This is a genomic window from Pseudomonas sp. GW821-FHT02C04 (assembly GCF_059421845.1).
This window is the reverse complement of sequence record NZ_JBWKVT010000001.1, coordinates 313,897-339,821: the sequence shown is the minus strand read 5'-3', so window position 1 is coordinate 339,821 and position 25,925 is coordinate 313,897. Positions and strand designations below refer to the sequence as shown.

The following is a 25,925-nucleotide window of genomic DNA, read 5'->3' as shown; positions in this document are numbered from 1 at the left end:
CCCTTTTTTATTGGAACGACGCCGACAGGTTCTCGCGCAACGACCGTGGTCGCATGTCGATCCAGTGTTGATTGATGTAGTCCAGACAGACCTGGCGTTCGCCACGCATCCCGGCCGCATTCCAGCCGCTGGCCATCGGCTTGCCCGCCGGCCACAGGGAATACTGGCCTTGGGCATTGATCACCACGTCGAATTGCAGCTGTGCGTCATTCATGTCGTTCTCCTGTTGAATGGGATTGCAGCGTTGTCAGGTGCAGGGCCAGCCCTTCTGCGAGGTGGCTGAACAGCACACGCCGTTGCTCGTCGGTCTGCGCGCAGGCCCAGACGTAGACTCGCGCCGACGCTGCGCAAACCTGCGCGTACGCCTCAGCATCGTCAGTCGCGAATGCTTTGGCCGAAACCTCCACATTGGCACTCCCATGGGCCTGGGCAAACGCCGTGGCACTGGCTTCGGTATTCAACTGCGCGTAATACACCGCAAACGCCTCGGCATCGCCGAAGTGCTCGGCGATCATCGCGGTGTTGGTCGGCGCGAGACCGTATGTCATCGCACTGGCATGGGCCTGGGCGTACGCCGCGTCGTAGGCGTACGCCCGTCGATACAGCGCCAGCAACACCGGTTTGAGCGTGGCCCGCCATTCGCCCTGACGCCCGGACAAGCCGAGCGCCGCCCGTTGATGCAGGCTTTGCAGCGCGAGCAGCGCTGGCCGATGTTCCGGCAGTGCCTCGCAGAGCATCTGCAGCACCACGTCGGCTTGCCAGCGATGAACCCGCCGAAGCGACTGCGGTTCATCGACCCTGTAAATCCTTTGAAGCAAGACTTCGGGCTGCTCTTCGCACAGCACCTGCGCCAAGGTCGACAACCACCGAGGCATCAAGATCGGCTCATTCATATCGACGGCCCCTCCGTGCCAATGACCTCGGCCAGCATCCGCGCCCAACGTCCCGCCACGATGCCGTAGTGATCGGTGTCCAGCCGCTGCCAACTCTGCAACTGCGGCAGCAATGCCTGCCAGTTGCGTTGCAGGTCATCCATGCTCCAGGCGTTGCCCAGCCCATAGGGGTTGGCGTGCCCGGCGATGAACATCCGCACCGCTGTGGCGGCCAACGCCGGTGGCTGGAAATCGACCATGCTGGTCATATTGTTGCGACAGCACACTGTCAGCCGTTGCAGATAAGCCTGACGTTCCTCGGACATCCCCTGCCCTTCAACGTCAGGCCAGCGCTGGGCGAACTCACGCTGGAACACCTGTTCGATGGTCCGCTCGTCGATGCCGGCCAGTTCCGCACCGGCATCCGGCGCGGGTGGATCGATCAGGTACAGCAGCGGTTGCCTGAAACCGTCAGCCTTGGCTTGCAGACACAGCGCCTGCGCCACCCAGGCACCGAACGACCAGCCCGCCAGGCGCCAGACGCAACCGTCCGGGAGGTGGGCCTTGATTGCCTCCAGATACAACCGGGCTCGCTCGACGATGCTGATGTTCGGCAACGTCGGCAGACGCAACGCAGGGTCGGCAATCACGCACACCCCCAGATCGGCCGGCAGCGCCGAAACCAGCTCCCGGTAGGCCTGAACATCACCGCCCACCGGGTGAATCAGGTACAGCCACTCGCGACCGGCGCCGACATGCCACTGATCGATCCGCACCGCGCCGTTCCAACTGCCCTGCGTGGCAGTTGGCGCCTCGACCGAGCAGGCTTTCACCAACCCCAACACTTCGCTCAGGCTGACCTTGTGACTGAACTGCGACAACTGGAACACCTCGCCGGTGGCCGCTTGCAACTCGTCGATCAGGTCCAGCAACGTCAGCGAATCCGCGCCCAGGTCGTACAGCGAATCGTCGTCCTCCAGATCCGTCACGCCGAGCCATTTGCAAAGGCACTCACGCAAGCGCACGGAAAGATCCACGCCTTTCGGCACTGCAACCGCCGCGGCAACGGCGCCGTGGCGAACCGGATAGAAGCGCCGCGCCGTGTCGATGCCGGTGGTGGAAACCAGCAATTGCGGCAACTGCGCCGCCATCGCCAGATCGAACACCCGACAACCCTCTTCGGCCGCCAAGCCGACCGTCAGATGTTCCTGGTGCGCAGCGTCCCCGCCATTGCTGGTCGTGGCCATGCCGATGTCGCGCCAGATGTCCCAGTTGATCCCCAGGCGCAGGCAAGCACTGGCCGAATCCGACCGGTAATGCGTAAAGCCGTCGAGCACACCGCTGGCCGCCGAGTAGTCCAGATGCCCCGCGCCGCCGAACAGTGCCGACATCGACGAGCAGTACAGGACGAAGCCCGGCGAAAGCCGTTCGATCAGGCTTTCGACCGCCAGCATGCCGCGGGTCTTGGCTGCCATCGCCTCGGCCATCTGCCGGGCATCGCGGTGGCGAATCAGGCTGCCTGCGCCGACACCCGCCGCGTGAATCACCCCGGTCAGTTGACCGTAGCGCCGGGCCAGTTGATCGCCTACCTGCGGCCACTGCGACAGGTCAGCGATGTCCGCCTGAAGGCAGTCGATTCGCGACGCATAAGCCGTCAGATTTGCAGGCAGTTCACCTTGTCGGGAGAGCAACACCACACGCCGCGCGGGCGCTTGCAGCAGGTGTTCGCACAGGGTCCGACCGATCCCGCCCGTGCCGCCCAGCACCAGAAACGTGCCGTCGTCCGGCAACAGGCTGGAGGTGGTCGCCAGGCTCGGCAATGGCTGGGATATCAGTCGTGGCTGCCACAGGTAACCGTCACGCACCGCCATCCGCCGAGGCAACGCGACCGGATCGCCAAGCAACGCCGCCAACTCCCCGGCCTGCGTATCAAGGTGCGGCGACGGCCAGTCCAGCCAGTGGCAACGCACCGGGTATTCCTGCGGCACCACTTCGGTGATCCCGGCCAGTGCCGCCAATTCGGGACGCCGAACCTCGCCGTCCACCGGGCACGTCTGCCACGACATCAACCACAACCGCAGGCGTGTCGTCCGTGCGGTCTGCCCCCAGGCCTGCATCAGCGCGCTGACCGTGTCCAGACAGGCCCACTGCGCCAGATCCAGAGTCTGCTCGTTGACTGCGCCTGACACCGCCAGCGGCAAGGTGTGCAGCCAGTCGAGTTCGCCGAGTTCAGGCTCTACGACTTCGGTGAGCAAGCGGCCCAATGCTTCGGAATCCAGCGGATCAAGCTCGAATCGATCAGCACCCAGTTGCTTGAAGCCATTTCCGGCGCGCACTTGAACCACGCGTCGATAAACAGCCCGCAGGTGCTCCAGCACCGTCGAGTTGGGCGCTTCATGGCTGCAAAGAATCAGCGTTTCTCGTGCGCCGTCCATTGCCTTGGTGTTCAGGCGTTGGACACGCACCCACTGCCGCTGATGGAACCACTGCGCCAGCGGTTGCCGCTCGATGCCTGCCGAAACGGGGGCAACGATTTCGACAGCGGGTTGAAACCGATAAGTCTGAAGATCGAACGACGCTGGCGGCAAATCCCACGGCGGCGGCGCCGAGCGCTGCGGCCACTGGATAGTTGCGCCTTCGTACCAGGCCTCAAGCAACGCCTGCGGTGAATGATCACGGGCGATCATCTGTGCACCCGACGCGGTGATTTCTTTGATTGTTGTCGGCTGCAAAGGAATTTCATCACCTGGCCGGCAGACCATCGCAAAGCGCCAGCGCAGTTGCCGGCGACCTGACTGCAAGTGGCGCAGCAACGCAGTGTGCTGCTCTGGATGCGCTTGCAGATACTCTCCGATCGCTGCGATATCGCGCAGCAATTCGGATCGGCTGTGGGCCGAAATCATCAGCAGTGACAGCGTTTCCTCGGCCAAGTCCTGCGCCTTGGGTGCGGCGCCGACAATCACATGGGCGTTGGTGCCACCGATCCCGAAACTGCTGACACCGGCCAGACGCCGTCGCCCTTCCGGCCATGGCCGTGACGCGGTCGGCACGTAGAACGGCGAATGCTCAAGATCGATCTGCGGATTGATCCGGCCGAACCCGAGATTCGGCGGCAGCACGCCATGGAACACCGCGAGGCTTGCGCGAATCAGCCCCACCACCCCGGCTGCCGCCCCCAAATGGCCGATCTGACTCTTCACCGAGGCCAGCGCGCAACTGCCGACCGGCGCCTCGCCGAAGGCCTTGGTCAACGCCGCGACTTCGATCGGGTCCCCCAGCAAGGTGCCGGTGCCGTGGGCCTCGATGTAGCCAATGTCGGCACCAGTCAATCCGGCGCGGCTCAAGGCGTCGCTGATGACCGCGCTCTGCCCGGCCACTGACGGCGCGGTGTAGCTCATCTTGGCCCGGCCATCGTTGTTCAGCGCAGAGCCTTCGAGCAACGCGTAGATCCGGTCGCCATCCGCCCGCGCCCTGGCCAACGGCTTGAGCACCACCACCCCATAACCACTGGCGCCGATGGTCCCGCTTGCGTCGTCGCTGAATGGACGGCACAGGCCATCGGCGGAAAAGATGTGCTGCGAGCGATGACGGTAGCCATCGGTCAGAGTCGGATCGATCAACACCCCGGCCGCCAACATCACGTCACTGTCGCCCTGACGCAGCATCGAACTGGCCAGGTGCACGGCAATCAGCGAGCTGCCGCACGCCGCCTGCACGCTCAGGGCCGGGCCGTTGAGGTCCAGGTGATACGCGGCTTTGGTCGCCAGAAAGTCCTTGTCGTGATGCAGCGCCATCTGGAAGCTGTCCGGCAAATCGCCTTCAGCCGTGTCGCGCAGCATCTGCTGGAAGTACGTGGTTTCGCCGCAACTGGCGATCAGGCCGATGCGCGGACCGTCCGCCGACGGAACGATGGCCGCGTGTTGCAGCGCCTGCACACAGCCCATCAGCAGGTGCCGCTGTTGCGGGTCCATCAGCCGCGCTTCCTGGCGGCTGATGCCGAAGTACTCGGGATCGAAATCGAGCATGCCGGCCAGTTGGCTGCGGGCGCCGACCAGGCCGTCTTCGGCGGCAAAGCGCTCGATGCCCAACCCATTGCCCTCCACCATCGCCCAGAACTCGGACAAGTTCTGCGCCCCGGCCACATTGACCGACATGCCGATGATCGCCATCGGTTGATGGTCTGCATCGGCTTGTCGTACTCGCTCTACCGGCGCCACTGGCGCGGTCGACAGATGCGCCGCCAGACGTCGAATCGTGACGTGTTCGAACAGGTCGGCCATCGTCACCTTGTGCGGCAGTTCCTGAGCGTAACGCGCATGCAGGCGCATCAGGCCGAGGCTGGTGGCACCAGCCTCGAAGAAGGTCTGCTCCGGTTCGATGTCCCGCCCGATCACTGCCTGGAACAGCTCGCTCAGTTGCCGCTCCAGTGCGGTCAATTGAACAACCGGTTGTGGCGTGCTGCGCCGCTCAAGCGCTTCGCCCAGAGCCGGCAAGGCCTTGCGGTCGATCTTGCCGCTGGGGGTGCGCGGCCAGACGTCGATCCGCCGATATTCATCGATTCGCACATGGGCCGGCAGCCGTTGCGCGACCTGCCGGTCCAGTTGTTGCGACGTCGCAGGCTCGCCATCGAGTTGCAGCCACGCGGTCAGTCGCGGTGGATCGGTCTGAACCGCTACCACCGCGTTGACCACGTCCGGCACCTGCATCAGCGCCGCTTCGATCTGCCCCAACTCCAGACGATGGCCGCTGAGTTTGATCTGCTGATCGTCACGTCCCAGGTAATGCAGACAGCCTTGGGCATCGGCCCACGCCAGATCGCCGGTGCGATAGAACAAGCGACCCTCTGCCAACTCGACGAACCGCGCCGCATTCAACGCAGGATCTGCCAGATAACAACGCTCAACCATCGGCCCCGCCACCAGCAGGTAACCACGGCAGCCGTTCGGCACCGGGCGGTCGTGCTCATCGACCAACAGCAACCGGGCATTCCCAACGGCATGGCCAATCGGCGCGCGCAACGGCCAGTCCCGCGCCACGGGCGGCAGGCGCAAGGCGCTGACCACATGGGTTTCGGTCGGGCCGTAGTGGTTGAACAACGAAGCTTGCGGCATGCCGCCGAACCAGTTGCGCAGCGCGTCCGTGCAGAGCAATTGCTCGCCAGCAGTGATCACCTCACGCAACGCCGACGGATAAATGCCCCGGGCCACGGCGGTTTGCGCCAGATGCTGCAAGGCCACGTAAGGCAGGAACAACCGTTCGATCCGCGCCTCGACCAAGTAACCCAGCAACGCCTCGGCATCCTGACGCCAGCGCGGCGTGATCAGGTGATAGCAGCCGCCCCCGCAGAGGGTGCTGAAAATTTCCTGAAACGACACATCGAACGACAGCATGGAGAACTGCAAGGTCACCGCTTTCGCCGGCAACTGCCCTTCCGTACGCTGCCATTGCAGCAGGTTGCACAGGGTGCGCTCCGACACTTGCACACCTTTCGGTGTGCCAGTCGAGCCGGACGTGAACAGCGTGTAAAGCGGTCGCTCACCGGCATGACGTGGGCGCTTGAATGGCCTTGTCTCCGAACGCAGATCAACCCGGTGCACGGCGAATCGTCCCGCGTTCAGGTCAGCCAGCGCCGTTTCGGTCGCGTCGCTGAACAGCACACAATGCGGCTGCGCCTGCTCCAGCACCTGACGCTGGATCGCCATCGGGTAAGCGGGATCCAGCGGCACGGCCGTCAGGTTGAGTTTGGCCAGCGCCAGCAACGCGACGATGTGTTCTACCGAGGCATCGAGAAACAGCACGACATGCAACGGAGCATTTCCGGCCGGCAACGGATGACGCTCGACCAAGTCAGCAGCCAGAGCGTCGGCCAGTCCATTCAGCTCGCCATAGGTGAGGCGGCGCTGACCTTGAACCAACGCAACCACATCCGGCGTGCAAAGCACCTGATGCTCGAACCAGTCCGCAAGTGTATTGAACGGCAGCTCGCCCTTCGGCCCTTCACTGGCCGGAGCCAAACCGTGTCGATAGGGACCGAGCAGACTGTCGAGCGTGGCCGCCGGGTTTTCCAGCAACAAGTCCAGACCACGGCGGAACAGCGTGTTCAGCGTGCTCATCTGTTCGCCATCGAAATAGCTGCACTGAAATTCCCACCAGCACTCCAGCTGCGAAGCGCTGCCCACCATCAACAAGGTCAGCGGACACTTGGCGTGCAGGTGTTCGTTGAACTCAAGGGTGGCGTGCAGGTTTGAGTCGGCCAGTGCGGCGTAATCAGTGTTTTCCAGCACGAACATGAAATCGAACAGTGCGGTATTCGATGAAAGCCGCAGATCTTCCACCAGATCCGCCAGCGTCACGTCCTGCAACGCCAGCACCTCACGCACGGTGGCGGTCTGCTTGCGCAACTGCTCGCCGAGGGTCAGTACGTGCTCTACGGCGGTGGGGATCAGCACAGTGTTGGCAAACATGCCGACGCTGTCCTCGAACTCCGCCAGCGGTCGATTGGACACCGGGCTGGCGATCCGTGGCCGCTCGCGACCGGTCAAGGCGTACAGGCTCCAGGCGAAGACACTGAACAGCACTTCGAAACGGGTCAGTCGCTGTTGCGTGCAAAAGCGTTCGAGGGCGGTGCTGCGTACGGCGCCCAACGGTTCCCGGTGCAGTCTGGCGTCCGGGGTTACGTCGCGCATCGGCATCAGCGCGGGCGACGGTTCTTCCTGCCGACGATGCAACTCGGCCAAGGCACGACGCTGATCGCGATAATGCGGATCGACGCCCCACTGACGCTGCCACTGGCCAAACTCCAGCGTCGTCAGGCGTGCTGACGGCTCAGGGCTTTCGCGACCTTGCACAGCATCGGTGTAGAGCTGCGTCAGGTCGTCGAACATCAGGTTCACCGACCAGCCATCGACGATGATGTGATGCAGGTTCAGCAACAGCCGGCAGCTGCCATCGGCAAACGGTAACAGCCACGCCTGAAACAGGTTCGGGGTGCTCAGGTCGAACGGTGTGCTGAACACCAGTTCTGCGAACGCCTTCCAGTTGTCTTCGGTGAAATGCCCGACGGCGAAGGTTCGGCAGGCTGGGCCGTGCTCGGCGATCACCTGATCAAGCCCATCGGCACCTGCCACAAACGCCGTGCGCAATCCGGGATGGCGCAGCACCAGACGTCCCACAGCCTCGGCCAGCGCTGATAGATCGACACCTGCCGCAAGATACAAAATCAGCGGCACGCTGTAAGCGGTCGAGTTCGGCGTACGTTGCTGCAACAGCCACAAGCGCCGCTGTTCGGCGGTAGCCGGCAAGCGTCGGGCCGTGCAGATCGGTGGCGCGGACGGATAGATCGAAGGCCCCGTCAGCTCAGCGGTCAGTTGCTCGGCCAACGCCGAGAACGGTTCATTGAGCAACCTGTCGATGGTGATCTCGCGCTGCCAACGGTTACGAATCGCCGAGCGCAGACGCATGGCCTTGAGCGAATCGCCGCCACTGCCCAACCAGTCATCCTGTGCGCTCAGGCTCGGTTGACCGAGCAGCGAACGCGCCTGACCCAGCAACCAGTCCAGCGCCGGTGAAGCGTTGTCGTTTTCCATGGCCACCAAGGCTGAGTGCCATGGGGTCAGCGCCTGACCCAGCAAACCGTCGCAATCGATCTTGCCATTGGCCGTCAGCGGCAGGCGCTCCAGCAGGAACAACTGATGCGGGCGCATATACGGCGCCAGTTGCGCTCGCAAGTGGGTTTCGAATGCGTGATAGTCCAGCTCCCCGCGCGGCACGATAAACGCCAGCATCTGATGATCTTCAGCCGCCTGGCGCTGGGTGCAGACATACACCTGCGCCACGCCCGGATGCTCCAGCATCCGCTGCTCCACCTCCCCCGGTTCGATCCGGAAACCGCGAATCTTCACCTGACGGTCGACCCGTCCCAGACACTCGATCAAACCATCGGCATTGCACCGCACCAGATCACCAGTGCGGTAATGGACGTGTGCGCCACCGTCGAGGTCGGGCAATCGGACGAACTGACGGGCCGTTTCTTCAGGGCGGTTGCGGTAGCCACGGGCGACGCCGCTGCCACTCAAATACAGTTCGCCCACCTCTCCCGCCGGCACCGGCCGTTGCTGCTCATCCAGCACCTGCACGCCGGTGTCCGGCAGTGGTCGGCCAATGGGCACCGAGTCGCCGGCAAAGTCACGGCTGATCGACCAGCACAGGGCAAACGTGGTGCATTCGGTGGGGCCATAGACGTTATGAATCCGGCACTGGCTCTCAGGGTTGGCGCGGTACCACGCACGCACGGCAGCGGCGCTGATCTGCTCACCGCCAATCAGCACCTGCCGCACGCTGGAGAAGCACGTCGGCCACTCGGCGATCAAGGTGTTGAACAGCGACACCGTCATGAACAGGTTGTCGACCCGCGTCCGCTCCAGCACCTCGGCCAGACGGCGTGCATCCAGCACGTCCTCGTCGGCGATCATCACGCAGCAACCGCCGTTGAGCAGCGGTGCCCACAGTTCAAAACTGCACGCATCGAACGCTGGGTTGGACAGACAGGCAAACCGGTCCGCCGGACGAATCTCGATATAGCCGTCGGTGTGCGCCAGGCGCAGCAAGCCGCGTTCGCCAACCTCAACCGCTTTCGGCGTGCCGGTGGTGCCCGAGGTGTAGAACAGGAACATCACCTCGGCGAAGTCTTCAGCCAGCGCTTGCGGCGGAACGTCCGGTTGATCGAGCAAGGCCTCGACGCTGGTTTGCCACAATGAAGGCGACCACAGCGATTGCTCATCCTGGGTAATCAGGCCGACACACGCCGCATCCGCCAGCATCAACTCCCGGCGTTTAAGCGGACTGGCTCGATCCAGCGGTACCACTACTGCGCCGACTTTCAGCGCGCCGAGAATGGCCGCTAACCATTGCCATGAACGCGGCATGCACAACGCCAGCGACTGACCGGGTTCAACGCCGCGCGCCAGCAACCCACGGGCGATGCGCTCGCTGGCGCTGGCCAGTTCGGCGTAGGTCAGCGTGACCGACTGATCGATCACCGCCGGGGCTTGCGGATTACGCCGCACTTGCTCGGCAAAACGCGCGAGCAACGTCATGTCATTGGACGCGTTCATCATTTCGCCTCCTGCGCGTCGAAGCGTTGCAGCTCCCGACGGATGATCTGCGAGACCCGATGGATTTCCGCGCTTTCGAGCATGTCCCAGTGCCCGCCGCTGACCAGTTTCGCCAAATAGCCGTGGCCCGCGCGGCGACGCCAGAATCCGCGCAGTTCATGCAATTGATGACGGCTGAAATCCTCCCGCGCCTGGATCAGCACCACACGCCGGGCTTGCGGCGCACATTCATAGGCCGCCATCGCCATTCGGTTGTGGTTGTAGATGTGGAAATAGCGCTCCACCTGCGCATCTTCGATACCGGGATACATGCCGTTGAAGCGCACCAGTTTGTCGCGGAACTCGGCCATGTCCACGGTGCCGATCTGCTCGCGAAAACCCGGATCGTCGCTGCCCTGGGTATCGAGCAGCACCACGGTCACCTGACGATGCCCCGTCGCCGTCAACAGCCGAGCCATCTCATAGGCCACCAGCCCTCCGAACGACAATCCGGTGAGGATCAACGGTAGAGCGGTCAGCGGTTCGATCAGCCGCAGATAGGCCTCGGCCATTGCTTCGACCGTCGGCTCGGTGTTCTCCCCCGGATTCAGCCCCGGCGATTGCACGCCGTATACGCCGGCCTCATCCGGCAACACCTTGGCCAGCGACAGATAACAGAACGCCGTACCGCCCGCCGGGTGGATGCACACCACGTTGCGCTGCCCTGTGCCTCGACGGAACTCGATCAGATTGCCCTGCGCCACCGCCGGGTTGGCCCCGACACGCAGCCAACCGCCCAGCGCTTCGATGGTCGGGTAGCTGAGCACCACGCGCACCGGCATCTCAACCGCGAACACCTGGCTGATTTCATGAGCCATCTTGATTGCGGCGATGGAGGTGCCACCGACGTTGAAGAAGTTGTCGCGAATGCCGATCTGCGGTACCAGCAGCAGGCGTTTCCAGATCTGGTACAGCGTCAGTTCGATATGATCGCGCGGGCTGCTCAGGTTGACCTGACGATTGACCATTTCCTCATCCGCCAACTCCGTCAGGGCAGTCCGATCGACCTTGCCATTGGCGGTCAGCGGCAAGGCGTCGAGCCACAGATAACTGCCGGGGACCACCGCACGAGGAAGCGTCGTCGCCAGATAAGCCTGAACCGCCGCTTCATCCATCGATTCGGCGACCACACAGCAGGCCACCAGTCGCTGATCCTGCGCCGCTTCGCCGACCATCAGCACCACGGCGCTGCGGATGCCGGGAAACGCTTCGAGCCGGGTTTCGATCTCGCCCAGTTCCAGACGCACGCCGCGCAACTTGACCTGGAAGTCGTTGCGACCGAGAAATTCCAGTTGGCCGTCCGGCCGATAGCGCGCCAGATCGCCGCTGCGATAGAGCCGATCGCCTGTCACAAACGGATTGTCGATAAAGCGCTCGGCACTGAGCTGCGCCAGCCCCAGATAACCCCGAGCGACGCCGACACCGCCAATGTGCAATTGCCCGGTGACGCCCACCGGCACTGGCTCATCGCGGTCATCGAGTACGTAAAAACGGTTATTGGAAATCGGCCGGCCGATCGGCAGTTGCCGGGCCGGCACCTCGGCGCCGGGCTCCAGGGTCCAGACGCTGTTGATCACCGTGGTTTCGGTCGGGCCGTAGACGTTGTGCAACCGAGCATGGGGCAGGCGCTCCTGAAAACGCCGGGCCAGGGCTGGCGGGAGTTCACCGCCGCCGCTGAACACATCGGTCAGCGAAGCACACAGGCTGACTTCTTCGACGTCCAGAAACAGCTGCAACATCGCCGGCACGAACACCAACGCCGTGACCCGCTGCTCTCGCACCTCGCGGGCCAGATAGGCCGGTTCGTAATGTCCGCCGGGCCGTGCAATCACCAGTCGCCCACCGGTTGCCAGCGGCCAGAACGTCTCCCAGGCCGAGGCATCGAAACCGAACGGGATCTTGTGCAGCATCGCCCCCGCTTCGCCGCAGACCTGCAAACACCACAGCAGCAGATTGCTCAGGCCACGGTGAGCGACCATCGCGCCCTTGGGCAAACCGGTGGTGCCCGAGGTGTAGATCACGTAGGCGAGATGATCAGGGGTGACGCCGACATGGCGCGGATCGAGATTGTCGGCAGGCAAGGACGCCCAGCTCGCGGCATCTTTTTCGAGGTCGAGAATCGGCGCTTCCCAGGTCGAACCTTGCAGTGCCTTACGCAATATCCCGTGCGCCGAGCCGAGGGTCAGCAACACCGCCGGTGTGCTGTCGCCGAGCATATGACTCAAGCGCCCCAGCGGATAATCCGGATCCAGCGGCACATAGGCGCCTCCGGCCTTGAGCACCGCCAACAGCGCCACCGGCAACTCGATTGAACGCTCGATGCACACCGCCACGCGCACATCCGGGCCGACACCCAACGTGCGCAAGTGCCGCGCCAGTTGGTTGGCCCGGGCATTGAGCTCGGCGTAGCTCAGGGATTCGCCCTCGAAGGCCACCGCGCAGGCCTGAGGGTTGCTCGCGGCCTGCGCCTCGACCAGTTGGTGCACGCATGACGCCGTTTGCGTCAGTGGTGCGGTGCGGTTGAAGTCGACCAGCACCTGCTGACGCTCAGCCTCGTTCATCAACGGCAAGGCATTGATCGGTTGCTTGGCGTCGGCGGCGATCTGCTCAAGCAAGTGACGGTAGTGCCCGCTCAGGCGCTCGATGGTCGCAACGTCGTAGAGGTCGGTGTTGTATTCCACCAGCAAGTCCAACCGCCCTTCCCGCTCGACCCATTCAAACGCCAGATCGAACTTGGCCGTGGCACTGCTGGTGCCGTACGGCGCCAGTTCCAGGCCAGGCATCTGCACCGCTTTGCCCGGCGTGTTCTGCAGCACCAGCATCACCTGGAACAACGGCGAATGACCGGGATCGCGCTGCGGGTTGACGGCCTCGACCACGCGGTCGAACGGCACGTCCTGATGGGCGTGGACGTCGAGCATCTGGCCACGCACCTCGCGCAGCAGCTCGGCGAAGGTCTGCTGCGGATTCAGGCGCTGGCGCAGCACCAGCGTGTTGACGAAGTGACCGATCAGCGGCTCGATTTCCGGGCGATTGCGGTTGGCGAACGGCGTGCCGATGCACAGATCCTGCTGACCGCTGTGGCGCCACAGCAACACCGCCAATGTGCCCAGCAGCACGTTGAACAGCGTGCCCTGGGTTTGCCGGCCCAGCGCCGTGAGTTCGCGCAAGGTGCCGCCATCGACGGAGGAACTGAACGTGGCGCCGACATAGCGCTGCACCAACGGTCGAAGGCGGTCGGTGGGCATGGTCGACAATAGCGGCGCGTCGTCCAAGGCACGACGCCAGTAATCAAGTTGAGCGTCCAGCACGGCACCGCCCACTCGCTGTTGCTGCCAGCAGGCGTAGTCAGCGTATTGCACTGGCAGCGGCGCCAGGCTCGGTGTTTCGCCACGCAGATAATCACCGTACAACGTGGCGACCTCATGCAGGATCACGCCCATCGACCAACCGTCGGCGATGATGTGGTGCACGCTGTACAGCCACAGGTATTCGTCGTCGGCCACGCGCAGTAACGACGCGCGCAGCAACGGCCCGGTGGCCAGGTCGAACGGCGCCCGTGCGTCCTGCTCGACGGCGATTCGGACCTTTTCTTCACGTTCGCTGACTGACAACTGGCGCAGATCCGTCACCGACAACGACAGCGGCATCGACGGATACACCACCTGACGTGGTTCGCCCTCCACACTGCAAAACGTCGTGCGCAGGACTTCGTGGCGGGCAATCAGTTCGTTCAGCGCCCGCTCCAGCAGCGCGACGTTCAGTTGCCCTTTTAGCGTCACCGCCGTCGGCACGTTGTAGAACGGATTGCCGGGCTCCAGCTGATCGAGAAACCACAGTTGTCGCTGCGAGAACGACAGCGGCCATGCCGTTTCTTCGCCAACACGGCGGGAAATCACGGCGTCATCCCGGCCACCGAGCAAGACAATCAGTTCCTGTTTGTGACGCTTGAGCGCCTGGGTCAGTTCTTCGGCGAGAAACCCTCGCGGCGCCTTGCAGCGCAGCCTGTCACCGTCCACTTCAAGCACCACGCCATGGCGAGCGAACAGCGCCAGCAATTGATCGGCATTCATACTTCGAACTCCTCCATGTCTTCGTCGTCCTGGCTTGCGGTCACAGGTTCGATGGCAAATGCCTCGACCGGCGCGCGGTGCTGCTCATCGGCCGTGCGTAGCCCGCCGATCATCGAGTAGATCAATTCATGACTTGGCCCGAGGTCGAACAGCGCCGTCAGTTGCTGCTCCTCGACCGAGCCTATTCCGCACAGGCCAAGGCCCTGCTCGACGGCGGTCATGCTCAGCAGTTGCGCCATGGCGCCGCTTTCGATGTGGCAGAAGTCACGGCTGCGCTCGCCGTACAACGGACGAATCGCCGCCATGTCGGCGATGAAAAACAGCGAGAACGCGGCGTTCTCGTACACCGGGCGATTGACGAAGTAGTCGTAGGTGTCCGGGTCGAGCAATCCACTCTGGAGCGCCAGCAAGCGATGCTGGCGAGGATCGTAGTAATACGCGCCACCGGGCACACCGAGCACGCGATCCGGTTTGACGTAGAGGTAGGCCTGAATCGGGTAAAGGCCGCCCGCCGACGGGAACTGGTATTTCACCTCACCATCGAGCTGCCCCTGCGCCAGTGCCGCCAATACATGCGCGAAGGCTTGAGTCGCAATCGGCTGCTCGCCGAACTGGCGCACCGAGCGGTAATCACTCAAACGCCTTGCAAAAGCCGGGTCTTGCGGCAAGTCCAGTGCAACCTCCGGCAAGGTTTGAGCGAAGTCGCGGCGTCCGCGCTGTTCGGCTTTGAACTGCGCCCGCTGCTGCGGATCTTCGATGATTTCCGGCGTGGCTTCCGGTGTCTGCTGGACGTTGCCGAGTAGTTCCTGCCGCGCCCGGTTCTGGCGGTACATGCCAAGCAGATGCAGCAACGTCGGCTGGGCCAGCAATTGCGCCACATGCGGGCGGAACTGCAAGGCGCCGGACAAGGCGTTGCTGATCCTGACGATATCGATCGACGTTGCGCCGAGGTTCAGCAGATTGGCATTGGCGGCAATGGATTCGCGCTTGAGCACGCCCTGCACGATTTCCACCAGCCGCTGTTCCTGCGGGCCCTCGACTTCCAGCGCCGGGCCTTGTTCCACGATTTGCTCTGGTTCCGGCAGGCGTTTCTTGTCGACCTTGCCGTTTGAGGACAACGGCCAGGCTTCGACGAAGGTAAACGACGACGGAATCATGTACGCCGGCAGCTTGTCCGTCAGGTAGTCGGTGAAGTCACTGGCCTGCAACGCCGGATCGGCCTTGAGCACATAACCCGCCAGACGTTTCTCGCCCAGCGTGCTACCAAGGATGCGCACCACCGCGCTCTGCACGCCGGGATGACGATTGAGCGCGGCTTCGATTTCGCCCAGCTCGATGCGATAGCCCTGAACCTTGACCTGATTGTCTTCGCGACCGAGGAACTCGATGTTGCCATCCGGCAGCAAGCGCCCCAGGTCACCGGTGCGGTACAGCCGCTCGCCGGTCAGTGGATGGTTGAAGAAACTGCCCGCGCTGAGCTTTTCATCGCGCCAGTACCCCTTGGCCAGACCGATGCCGCCGATGTACAGCTGCCCCGCGACCCAAGTCGGGCGGACTTGCAGCGCTTCATCCAGCACGTAGAAGCGCTGATGATCGAGGGCCTTGCCGTAGGGAATGCTGCGCCAGGCCGGGTCGACGTGCCTCACCGGATAAGAGATCGACCAGATCGACGCCTCGGTGGCGCCGCCCAGGCTGATCAGTTGCAAATCCGGCTGCAGGGTCCAGGCCCGCTCGGGCAAGGTCAGGGGAATCCAGTCACCGGACAGCATCGCCACCCGCAGGCTGTCAGGCAACGCGCCGCCCTCGCCCTCCACGTACTCGACCAGCATGCCGAGCAGCGCCGGCACCGAGTTCCACAGGCTGACCTGATGACGCTTGATCAATTCGAGCCAGTGCGCCGGATCGAGGGTCAGTTGCGGGTCGAGGATGACCACCGCCGCGCCCACGGCCAGCGTGCCGAAGAAGTCATAGACCGACAGGTCGAAACTCAGCGACGAGATCGCCAACACGCGGTCGGTCGGGCCGACGGCAAAACGCCGGTTGATGTCGAGCAAGGTGTTGACCGCACCGCGATGGTCGATCACCACGCCTTTCGGCTGGCCGGTGGAGCCCGAGGTGTAGATCACGTAAGCGAGGTCGCTTTCGCTCACTTGAACCGGTTGCAGTGGCAATGCATCGTTTGAGACTTCATCGGTCACCGCGATGGCCGTAACCTGCGCCGGCCATTCGACTTTGTCGAGCAACGCCGGTTGGGTCAGGGTCAGACTCGCCTCTGCCCGTTCCAGAATATGCCGCAGCCGTTCCGCTGGTTGACTTGGCTCGATGGGCAGGTAAGCGCCGCCGGCATACAGAATCGCCAGGGTCGCGACCACTTGCTCCCAACCGCGCTCCATCACCACCGCGACCAGCCGGTTCGCTACCACGCCCTGCGCTTGCAGTCGGGCGCCGAGTTGCCGGGCCTCGTTGCGCAACTGGGAGTACGTCAGCTGTCGCACACCGATCACCGCCAGTGCATCCGGCGTGACAAGGGCCTGACGTTCGAACAATTCGTGCATCAATGGCAGCGTTTGCTGAATGTCGACCGGCGCCGGCAACCGCGCCTGCGGCAGCAGTTGTGGCGTGTTCGCGCCCCAGGCCGCCGGCTCGCAGAGGCTGTCGAGCAGCGCGTTGTAGGCGACGAACATCTGCTCGATCATCCCTTCCGGGAACAGCTCGTCGATGCTGTCCCAGTTGAACAACAGGCGTCCTTCCAGCTCCAGCAACGTGTGGTCGAGCCACACCTGCGGGGTCTGGGTGATGCTGTGCATGTGCTTGGCATTCAACGCGTCGGCCAGGTTGAATTCGGCCAGTTCCGGCGCCGCCTCGGACAACGTGCTGTTGAACACGATCGGCATCGCCGTCTGCTGCACGCCCCGGGCCTGGGACAATTCACGCAGCACCCGCACACCGCTGACCACCGAATGGTCGATGTCGCGCCACAGCTGCGCCTGTACCGCGCGGGCCTTGTCGGTAAAGGTTTGTGTCCCATCGATGCCGACTTCCAGCAGCACCAGCGAGGTGAAGTCACCGATGATTTCGTCGACATCCGAATGCAATGGCATGCGGTTGAACAGCGGCAGGCTCAAGGTGAAACGCGGCGTGCGGCTCCACAGCGCCAGCACTTCGCTGAACGCGGTCAGCAGCATCACCGACGGCGTCACCGCAAACTGCTTGGCGACGGCCTTGAGCTGAGTCCACTGCGCAGCCGACATGTCGCGGTCGCGGCGGGTGAAGTGCGGGTTGGCAATGCTTTCGGGTTGGCGCACCAGCGGCAGATCTGGTGCCGGGGCGAGAGTGGTCACCCGCTCGCGCCAGTAGCCCAGCGCCTGCTCGTAGCGGCGGCCGTTGCGCAGTTGCTGTTCGGCCAGCACGTAGTCGCGGAAAGTCAGGCCCGGTTCGGCCAGCTCCAGCGCCGGATCGACGTAGAGCGCCATCAGTTCGCGGGCGAGAATCTGCGTGCTCGCGGCGTCGACGATCAGCGCATCCAGGCTGATGTGCAAATGGGTGATTCCGTCATCGAGCAGCGACAGGCTGAACTCGAACAGCGGCCAGCGACTGGCGTCCAGCACCTGATGGGACTGGCGTTCGCGGGTTGCTTCCAGCGTGCGCTGCGCCTCTTCGGCGGGTAAACCGCGCAGGTCGCTGCGGGGCATGCGATAGGTCGACACCTGCGCCAGCACTTGCTGGGTTCCGTCGCTGAGGAACACCACGCGCAGCATGTCGTGGCGCAGAATCATGCGGTTCAGGGCTTGTTCGAAACGCTCGGCGTCGAACCCGGGAATACGCAGTTCTTCATAGCCATGGGCGCTGACGCCGCCGAGGCTGACCGTGGCCTCGCGCCCGAACCAGTAGGCCTGCTGGATATCGGTCAGCGGGAAGGGTTCATGCCGATTGCCGCGATCCGGCTCGATCTGGATGAACGCCGGTTCAACGTTCTGATCTTCACGCGAAACCTGCGCCGCCAGATCCCTCAACACCGGGGTCTGAAACAGGCTGCTCAGGGACAGTTGCGCGCCCATGCGCTGGTTGATCGCGTAGATCATCCGCGTCGCCAGCAACGAATGGCCGCCGAGGTCGAAGAAATTGTCGTGGATACCGACCCGCTCGCACTTGAGCACTTCGGCCCAGATCTCGGCCATTTGCCGTTCGATGTCGTTGCGCGGCGCCTCGTAAGTCGCCCCGGCGCTGCGTTCCGGTGCCGGCAGCGCTTGCCGGTCGAGCTTGCCGTTGCGGGTCAGCGGCAATTGCGAAAGCCGGACCCAAGCATTCGGGATCATGTGTTCGGGCAGCTGGTGTTGCAGTTCGGCGCGCAGGGATTCGCTGGTCGCGGTGCCGACCACGTAGGCCACCAGACGCTTGTCACCGGCCACGTCTTCACGCAGCAACACGGCGGCTTCCTGCACGCCGGGTTGCTGGTGCAACAAGCTGTCGATCTCGCCGAGTTCGATGCGGAAGCCACGCAGTTTGACTTGTTGGTCGATGCGACCCAGGTACTGCACGTTGCCGTCGGCCTGGAACTTCGCGAGATCACCGCTGCGGTACATCCGCGTGCCCGGTTCGTCGCTGAACGGGTCCGGCAGGAAGCGTTCTGCGGTCAGGTCCGGACGGTTCAGGTAACCACGGGCCAGACAGGCGCCGGCGATATACAACTCGCCCGCCACGCCGACCGGGACCGGATTCAGATGCTCGTCCAGCACGTACAGCCGCGCGTTGGCGATGGGACGGCCAATGGGCGGCGCGTCCGGCCAGGATTCAACCTCGTTGCAGTCGAGACTGAACTGACTGACCACATGGGTCTCGGTCGGCCCGTACTGGTTGTGCAGTTGCGCGCCACCGAGCCCACGGACAAAAACGCGCAGCTCGTCATTGATTTGCAGGGCTTCACCGGCGGTGATGATCTCGCAGCCGCCGGCCGGCATCGGTGCATCGGCCTCGGTCAGGCCGGCGAGTTGCTGCAACACGGCGAACGGCAGGAACGCCTGTTGCACGCCTTCGGCCACCAGGGTCGGGCGCAGCGCGGCGAGGTCCTTGCGACTGTCTTCAGTCATCAGCAACAGGCTGCCGCCCTGGCAGAGCGTGCTGCAGATTTCCTGGAAAGAGACGTCGAAGTTCAGCGAGGCGAATTGCAGCACGCGCTGCGGTGTCGTGCCTTGATCGAGTTGCCAGGCGATCAGGTTATCCAGCGCGCGACGGTTGTGGGCCACACCTTTCGGGCGCCCGGTGGAGCCGGAGGTGTAGAGCACGTAGCCGAGATGTTCCGGGCTCACCGTGACCTGCGGATCATCAGTTGGGTGTTGTGACCATTGCGATGCGTCAGTGTCCAGGCAGCAGATCTTCGCCTCGTTAGCCGGCAGCCCGGCCATCAGGCTCGATTGCGTCAACAGCAAGGTCGGCGTGGCGTCGCTGAACATGAACGCCAGACGTTCGTTCGGGTAAGCCGGGTCGAATGGCACGTACGCCGCGCCGGCCTTGAGAATCGCCAACAGGCCGATGACCATTTGTGGCGAACGTTCCAGGCACAGGCCGACGCGATGTTCGGGGCCGACGCCTTGGTCGATCAGGTAATGCGCTAGACGATTGGCGGTTCGATTCAGTTCGCCGTAGCTCAGTTGCTCGCGCTCGGCGAGCAGCGCCACGGCTTCGGGACGTTGCCGAGCCTGGGTCTCGAATCGCGCCACGCAATCGGGCAGTGACGACGTATCGCGTGCAGTGCAGTTCCAGTCATGAACAATCTGCTGATGTTGCTCGGCGCTCAGCAGCTTGATCCCCGCCAGCGACTGCTCGCTGTCCTCGACCATCTGCGTCAGTACCCGACGCAGGTACTCGCCAAACTGCTCGACAGTGCCGCGTTCAAACAGGCCAGAGGCGTATTCCAGACCGCCGACAATCTGTCCGTCTCGCTCATGGAGCGCCAGTTGCAGATCGAACTTGGCCACGTGATGACTGCTCTCGACCGGCGTGACTTCAAGCCCGGTCAGCAGCAGATCGGAATCCTGATCCTGCTCCCAGGCAAACAGCACCTGGAACAGCGGACTGTGGGCCAGACTGCGCGGCGGATTGAGCAACTCCACCACTTGCTCGAACGGCAGGTCCTGATGTTCCTGAGCTCCCAGCGCGACCCTCCGCGCCTGTTGCAGCCATTGCGCCACCGACGGCGAACCCGATCGGGTCATGCGCAGGGCCAGGGTGTTGACGAAGAAGCCGATCAACCCTTCCAGTTCCTGCTGCGGACGGTTGGCCGATGGCACGCCGATCACCACATCATCCTGCCCCGACAGGCGTGACAGCAGCAGCGAAAAACCGGCCAGCAAGTTCATGAACAGCGTGGTGCCTTGCTGCATGCCCAGGGCTTTCAGGCGTGCGGTCAACGCTTCGTCGAAGACCAGTGGGACAAAGCCGCCGAGGTAATCCTGCACGGGTGGACGCTTGTGATCCGTCGGCAACTCCAGCAGTACCGGCGCGCCCGTGAGGGTTTCGCGCCAATAGCGGTTTTGCTGCTCCAGCACTTCACCGGTCAGCCATTGCTTCTGCCACACGGCGTAATCCACGTACTGCACGGGTAATGGCGGCAGCGGATCGTCGCGATCCTGCAACGCCGCTGCGTACAGCTGACCCAGCTCGCGGGTGAGCACGCCCATCGACCAGCCGTCGGAGATGATGTGGTGCTGGGTCAGCAGCAACACATGGTCATCCGCCGCCAGTCGCACCAGACTTACGCGCATCAGCGGGCCACGGCTCAGGTCGAACGGCCGGGCGCCCTCCTCGTCGATCAACCGAGTGAGACGCTGTTGAGCATCAGTCCCTTGCAGATCGGTTACGGTCAGTCGAAGGCTGTGGGCAGGCGGTGAAACCTGCTGCCGCCCTTCCCCTTCAACGGCGATGAAGGTGGTGCGCAGCGCCTCATGGCGCGCCACCAGTTGATTGAAGCTGCGTTCTAGCGCCGCCACGTCCAGCGAACCCCGCAAACGCAGGTTCAGCGGCATGTGATACGCCGCGTTGCCACCCTCCATTTGTGCCAGAAACCACAGGCGCTGTTGGGCAGACGACAACGTTTGCGCGCCCGACCGTGAAAGGGCCGCAATGGCTGGACGAGCCGCAGCCTGACTGGCCTGCAGCCGTTCGGCGAACGCTGCCAGAACGGGCGCGGCAAACAGCGTCGAAGGCGCGACTTCCAGCCCCAGTGTGTGGCGAACCTGTGCCAGCACGCGCATCACCAGCAGCGAGTGACCACCGAGGGCAAAGAACTGATCCTCACGCCCGACCCGTTCGACGCCGAGCACTTCGGTCCATATCGCGGCGAGCGCAGTTTCCAAAGAGCCCTGTGGCGCCTGGTATTCCTGCTGATCGAATGCCTCGACGTCCGGAGCTGGCAGATTCGGCCGATCGACCTTGCCGTTGGCGGTCAGCGGCAGCGCATCCAGACGGACGAATGCGGTCGGTACCATGTAGTCCGGCAGGCTGGTTTGCAGCTGCTCACGCAGGGAACGAGGGCTCAGCGTTGTGCCCGGTTTTTCGCAGTAATAAGCGACCAGTCGAGGTTCACTGAGGCCGTCCTGACGCAGCAGCACCACGCTCTCACGCACGCCCGCAACGTCCGCCAGCCGGGTTTCGATTTCTCCCAGCTCCAGACGCAGACCGCGCAGCTTGGTCTGGGAATCGTTGCGGCCGAGAAATTCCAGTTGACCGTCCGTGCGGTAACGCGCCAGATCCCCGCTTCGGTACAAGCGTTCGCCCGCCACGAACGGGTTGTCGATGAAACGCTCGGCGGTCAGTTGCGGCAGGTTCAGATAACCGCGCGCCACGCCGACGCCACCGATGTACAACTCGCCCGCGACCCCCTCGGCAACAGGCAAGCATTGCTCGTCTAGCAGGTAGATCCGGGTATTGGGCAGTGCCCGGCCGATGGGCAGTACAGCGTCGACCTGACTGGTGTCGGTGAATTCGAAACAGGTGGAGTCGATGCTCGCTTCGGTCACGCCATAGGCCTGGACGATCTGCACCCGCTCACCGCAGAGCCTGCGCAATTGCCGCGCGCTGTGGGCAGTCCAGATATCCGAGCCGCAGACCACGGTGCGCAGGAACGACAAGTCATGGCCGGTCTCTTCGACCCAGGCCAGCAAGGGATTGAGCAGCGCCGGGACGAAGTCGGCAAAACCGATCTGCTCTTCGCGCATCAGGCGATACAGGGCCGGCGGGTCCATCAAAGTGTCCCGAGGGCACAGCACCAGCGTGCCGCCAAACCCCAACGCACGAATCAGATCGGCGCTGAACACGTCGAAGGAAAAACCGGCCATTTGCAGGTGATTGATCGGCTCGCCCAAGGCATAGAGTCGTGCCCAGGCAGCGCTCACCGCGATCAGCCCGCGATGCTCGACCATCACGCCTTTCGGGGTGCCGGTCGAACCCGAGGTGTAGATCACGTAGGCCAGGTGCCGGGGTGTCAGGCCTGTCGCGTAGGGATCGGGATTGTCAGGTGACTGTGAAGCCCAATGTGTTGAATCGCCCAGGTCGAGCACCGTCGGTGCAGTGGCCGATTGTTCAAGCGCGGCCAACAAGACATGCCGCGCCTGGCTCTGGGTCAGCACCACCGGCGGCGCGCTGTCGGCCAGCATGTGCGCCAGCCGCGCCGTCGGATACGCCGGATCCAGCGGCACATAGGCGCCACCGGCCTTGAGCACCGCGAGCACGCCAACCAGCATTTCCAGTGAACGCTCAATACAGAGCCCGACCCGCACGTCCGGCCCGACTCCAAGGCTGCACAGGTGATGGGCCAGGCGGTTGGCGCGGGTGTTGAGATCGCGGTAACTGAGCGCCTCTTCCTGCCAACGTACGGCAATGGCCTCGGGGTTGCGCAGCACCTGCGCTTCAAACAGACCGTGCACGCACAGATCGGTGTCGAACGGAATCGAGGATGAAACGTCGGGCTGCGCGGGATTCGTCCCACGCAAGGAAGTGTTGTCGAGCATCGGAGGCTACCGTCCATGACTGCATTATTTTTGTGATCAGGCAGAGACAGCACGCGCCCTGCCAGTCAGGCCCCGGTATCAGGTACCGGTTCGGTCATTCGAATTCAGGAAGATGGCGCGGCACGCGCATGCAGACTCGCGTCGCACGCAGGCACACACAGGAAACCGGGGGGAGAAAGGCTGGCGAAGAACACCGCGGCGCGGTCCGCGCAGGCAGCTGGGGAGATGACAGAATCGTTGACGACGTCCGTCGCCCTGCTCATTGCATCGTCGATTGCAAACCGCGTGATCAATTGAAACCTCGACTTCCATTTGAGGGTCAACGACGAGGAACAACCTGCGCGGTGGGTGACAGCGCCAGGGTGGTCCCGATCGGCTGCGACTGCCGGGTCTGTAGACGCACGGCAATCTTCTGGCGCCGGGTTTGTGACCCGAAGCGCCGCCGGATAATAACCACGTTTTTTGCTGGAGAGGCAAACAAAATGTAGGAAACGTGCGAAATAAATATCGGAGATTTCCTGCACCATTGTGACGACATCAAAGGGACATGGATGTCGTACGTGAGGTCTATGAACCCGGCGCAAGAATCTCTTCAAGAAAATCAATGAACACATTGATCCGGCTTGAACCCCGGTGATTGGGCAAATACAGCACATTGATGCAACTGCTCGCACTGCCGGGATTGATTTCATAACGTGCCAGCAATCGTGTCAGCCGGCCTGCAGCGACATCGTCGCGCACCAGCCAATCGGCCAGCAATGTCACCCCGCCACCCGCCACTGCCGCTTCTCGCAGGATGTCGGCATTGTTGCTTTGCAGGCGGCCGTGCACATTCAGCTGGAGGGTTTCTTCATCACCCTGGAACGTCCAGTTCTGGTGCGGGCCACCGTAATCGAAGCGCAGGCAGGAGTGCTCGAGCAAGTCACGGGGATGACACGGCACCGGGTGACGGCTCAGGTAATCCGGACTGGCCACCACCCAGCGTTCGAACGCACCGACCCGCTTGCTGACGATGTCTTCACTGACCACAGACGACCCGAGACGCACCGACACATCGATCTGCTCGCTCAGCAGGTCGCTGACCTGATCGCTCAACGAAATGCTCAATTCCAGTCCCGGATGTCGCTCGAGCAATCGGCCCAGATGGGGGGCGATGATCCTTCGACCAAACTCCACCGGAACGCTGATGCGCAAGCGCCCTTGCGCCTCGCTTCCACGGTCGGCGACGACCGCGTCAGCCTCGTCGATGGCATCGAGAATGGCCACGGCTTTCTCGAAATAGTTTTGCCCGGCGACGGTCACGCTGGTGTTGCGTGTCGTGCGGTTGAGGAGACTGGCACCCAGTTCGTGTTCCAGCCCCGCGACCTGGCGAGTCACCGATGAAGTCGAAATACCGAGTTTGCGCGCCGCAGAGGAGTATCCGCCGCACCGCACGGTTTCAACAAACATCTTCAGTGCCAGTAACTTGTCCATAAGCGCAACCCGGTCAAAAAGGAACGGCGATGATTGTGCATCACCGAACGCCAGGCGTCTTGTATGACCGTGCCCCCTCGGACTCTTCGATGCCAGTTCCTCAGGCATTTGCCTTGCGCCCCAGGAACATCGCCAGGGCCAGTGCCGGCAGCAATGCCACGGTGACGGCAGACAGGTGCCAGCCGAATTGCTCGTAGAGGGGGCTCGCCACCAGCGATCCCAACGCCCCGCCCACGAAAATGCTGGTCATGTACACGGCATTGAGGCGCGCACGGCTGTGCGGATCGATGGCGTAAACCTCACGCTGGCCCAGCACCATGTTCAGTTGCACGGCGAAATCCAGCAGCACCGCACAGACCACCAGCCAGATGTAACTGCTGCCGGGCAACGCGGCGATCAACAATGAGACCGGTGCCAGCAGCAGTGCAACGAGTGTCCCGCGCCGGCCATGCCCGGCATCGGCCAGGCGTCCGGCAATCGGCGCTGCGACTGCACCGACGGCACCGACCAATGCAAAAATCGCAACCTGTACCTGGCTGAAACCGTGGTGACGCATCAGCTCGATGGGCGCGAGGGTCCAGAACAGACTGAAGCTGGCAAACAACAATCCCTGATACAAGGAGCGCTGGCGCAGAACCGGATGACGACGGGCCAGCGCAAACACCGAGCCGATCAACGCCACGTAAGTCGCCTGATGCGTCGGAACACGACGCGGCAGCGCAATCGCAGTGATCAGGGCGATGAAGGCCATCAGTGCCGCCGCGCTGAAAAACACCCCGCGCCAACCGAACACTTCCACCAGCAGGCTCGACAGCGGACGCGACAGCAGAATGCCCAGCAACAGACCGCTCATGATGTTACCCACCACGCGGCCACGGGTTGCTTCGGGCGCCAGATGCGCTGCCAGTGGCACCAGAATCTGCACCGCTACCGAGGTAAGACCGATCAGCAACGACAAAACGAGGAACATCGACGGCGAATGCGTGAGGCCGGCACACATCAGGGCCACGCTCGCCGCCAGCGTGAACCCCACCACCAGACGTCGGTTCTCCATGAGATCGGCCAGCGGCACCAGCAACAACAGACCCAACGCATAACCCATTTGAGTGAGTGAAACGATCAGGCTGGCATTGGCGCTGGACAGACCGATCTGCGGCGCGATCAGTTCGACAATAGGTTGAGCGTAATAGAGGTTGGCCACGACCGCGCCACAGCAAAACGCAAGGAACGCGACCATCAGGCCGGAGAGTGAAGCGGATTGTTCGGCCTTGGCCGCCGCAGCCGGGTTACCCGTGAGCATGGTGACACCTCATCTGATTCGTAAAAGTGATGGCAAGGCTAAGGGCTCCG

General features: G+C 63.3%; 7 protein-coding genes. All 7 read right to left on the bottom strand.

Features of this window, described 5'->3' with window-relative positions; all coding sequences use genetic code 11:
* Nucleotides 1-7 precede the first annotated feature (7 nt).
* The 7 genes from AC07VV_RS01380 to AC07VV_RS01350 all read right to left on the bottom strand — a co-directional run bounded on the left by AC07VV_RS01380 (nt 8) and on the right by AC07VV_RS01350 (nt 25,875).
* On the bottom strand, nt 8-214 hold the full coding sequence (locus AC07VV_RS01380; RefSeq protein WP_495034952.1) for an MbtH family protein: 207 nt from the start codon (nt 212-214) through the stop codon (nt 8-10).
* Nucleotides 207-893 carry a hypothetical protein gene (locus AC07VV_RS01375; RefSeq protein ID WP_495034951.1) on the bottom strand — a complete coding sequence of 229 codons (687 nt, stop codon included), beginning with the start codon at nt 891-893 and terminating at the stop codon, nt 207-209. The genes AC07VV_RS01380 and AC07VV_RS01375 overlap by 8 nt, the downstream gene beginning before the upstream one ends.
* Complete coding sequence (locus tag AC07VV_RS01370; RefSeq protein ID WP_495034950.1) at nt 890-9,988, bottom strand: hybrid non-ribosomal peptide synthetase/type I polyketide synthase; 9,099 nt, start codon at nt 9,986-9,988, stop codon at nt 890-892. The genes AC07VV_RS01375 and AC07VV_RS01370 overlap by 4 nt, the downstream gene beginning before the upstream one ends.
* On the bottom strand, nt 9,985-14,097 hold the full coding sequence (locus tag AC07VV_RS01365) for a non-ribosomal peptide synthetase (RefSeq protein WP_495034949.1): 4,113 nt from the start codon (nt 14,095-14,097) through the stop codon (nt 9,985-9,987). Before AC07VV_RS01365 ends, AC07VV_RS01370 begins: the two co-directional genes overlap by 4 nt.
* Nucleotides 14,094-23,102 carry an amino acid adenylation domain-containing protein gene (locus AC07VV_RS01360; RefSeq protein WP_495034948.1) on the bottom strand — a complete coding sequence of 3,003 codons (9,009 nt, stop codon included), beginning with the start codon at nt 23,100-23,102 and terminating at the stop codon, nt 14,094-14,096. Before AC07VV_RS01360 ends, AC07VV_RS01365 begins: the two co-directional genes overlap by 4 nt.
* A gap of 567 nt (nt 23,103-23,669) precedes the next feature.
* Nucleotides 23,670-24,575 carry a LysR family transcriptional regulator gene (locus AC07VV_RS01355; protein ID WP_495034947.1) on the bottom strand — a complete coding sequence of 302 codons (906 nt, stop codon included), beginning with the start codon at nt 24,573-24,575 and terminating at the stop codon, nt 23,670-23,672.
* 100 nt (nt 24,576-24,675) lie between these two features.
* On the bottom strand, nt 24,676-25,875 hold the full coding sequence (locus AC07VV_RS01350; protein ID WP_495034946.1) for an MFS transporter: 1,200 nt from the start codon (nt 25,873-25,875) through the stop codon (nt 24,676-24,678).
* Between the last annotated feature and the right edge of the window lie 50 nt (nt 25,876-25,925).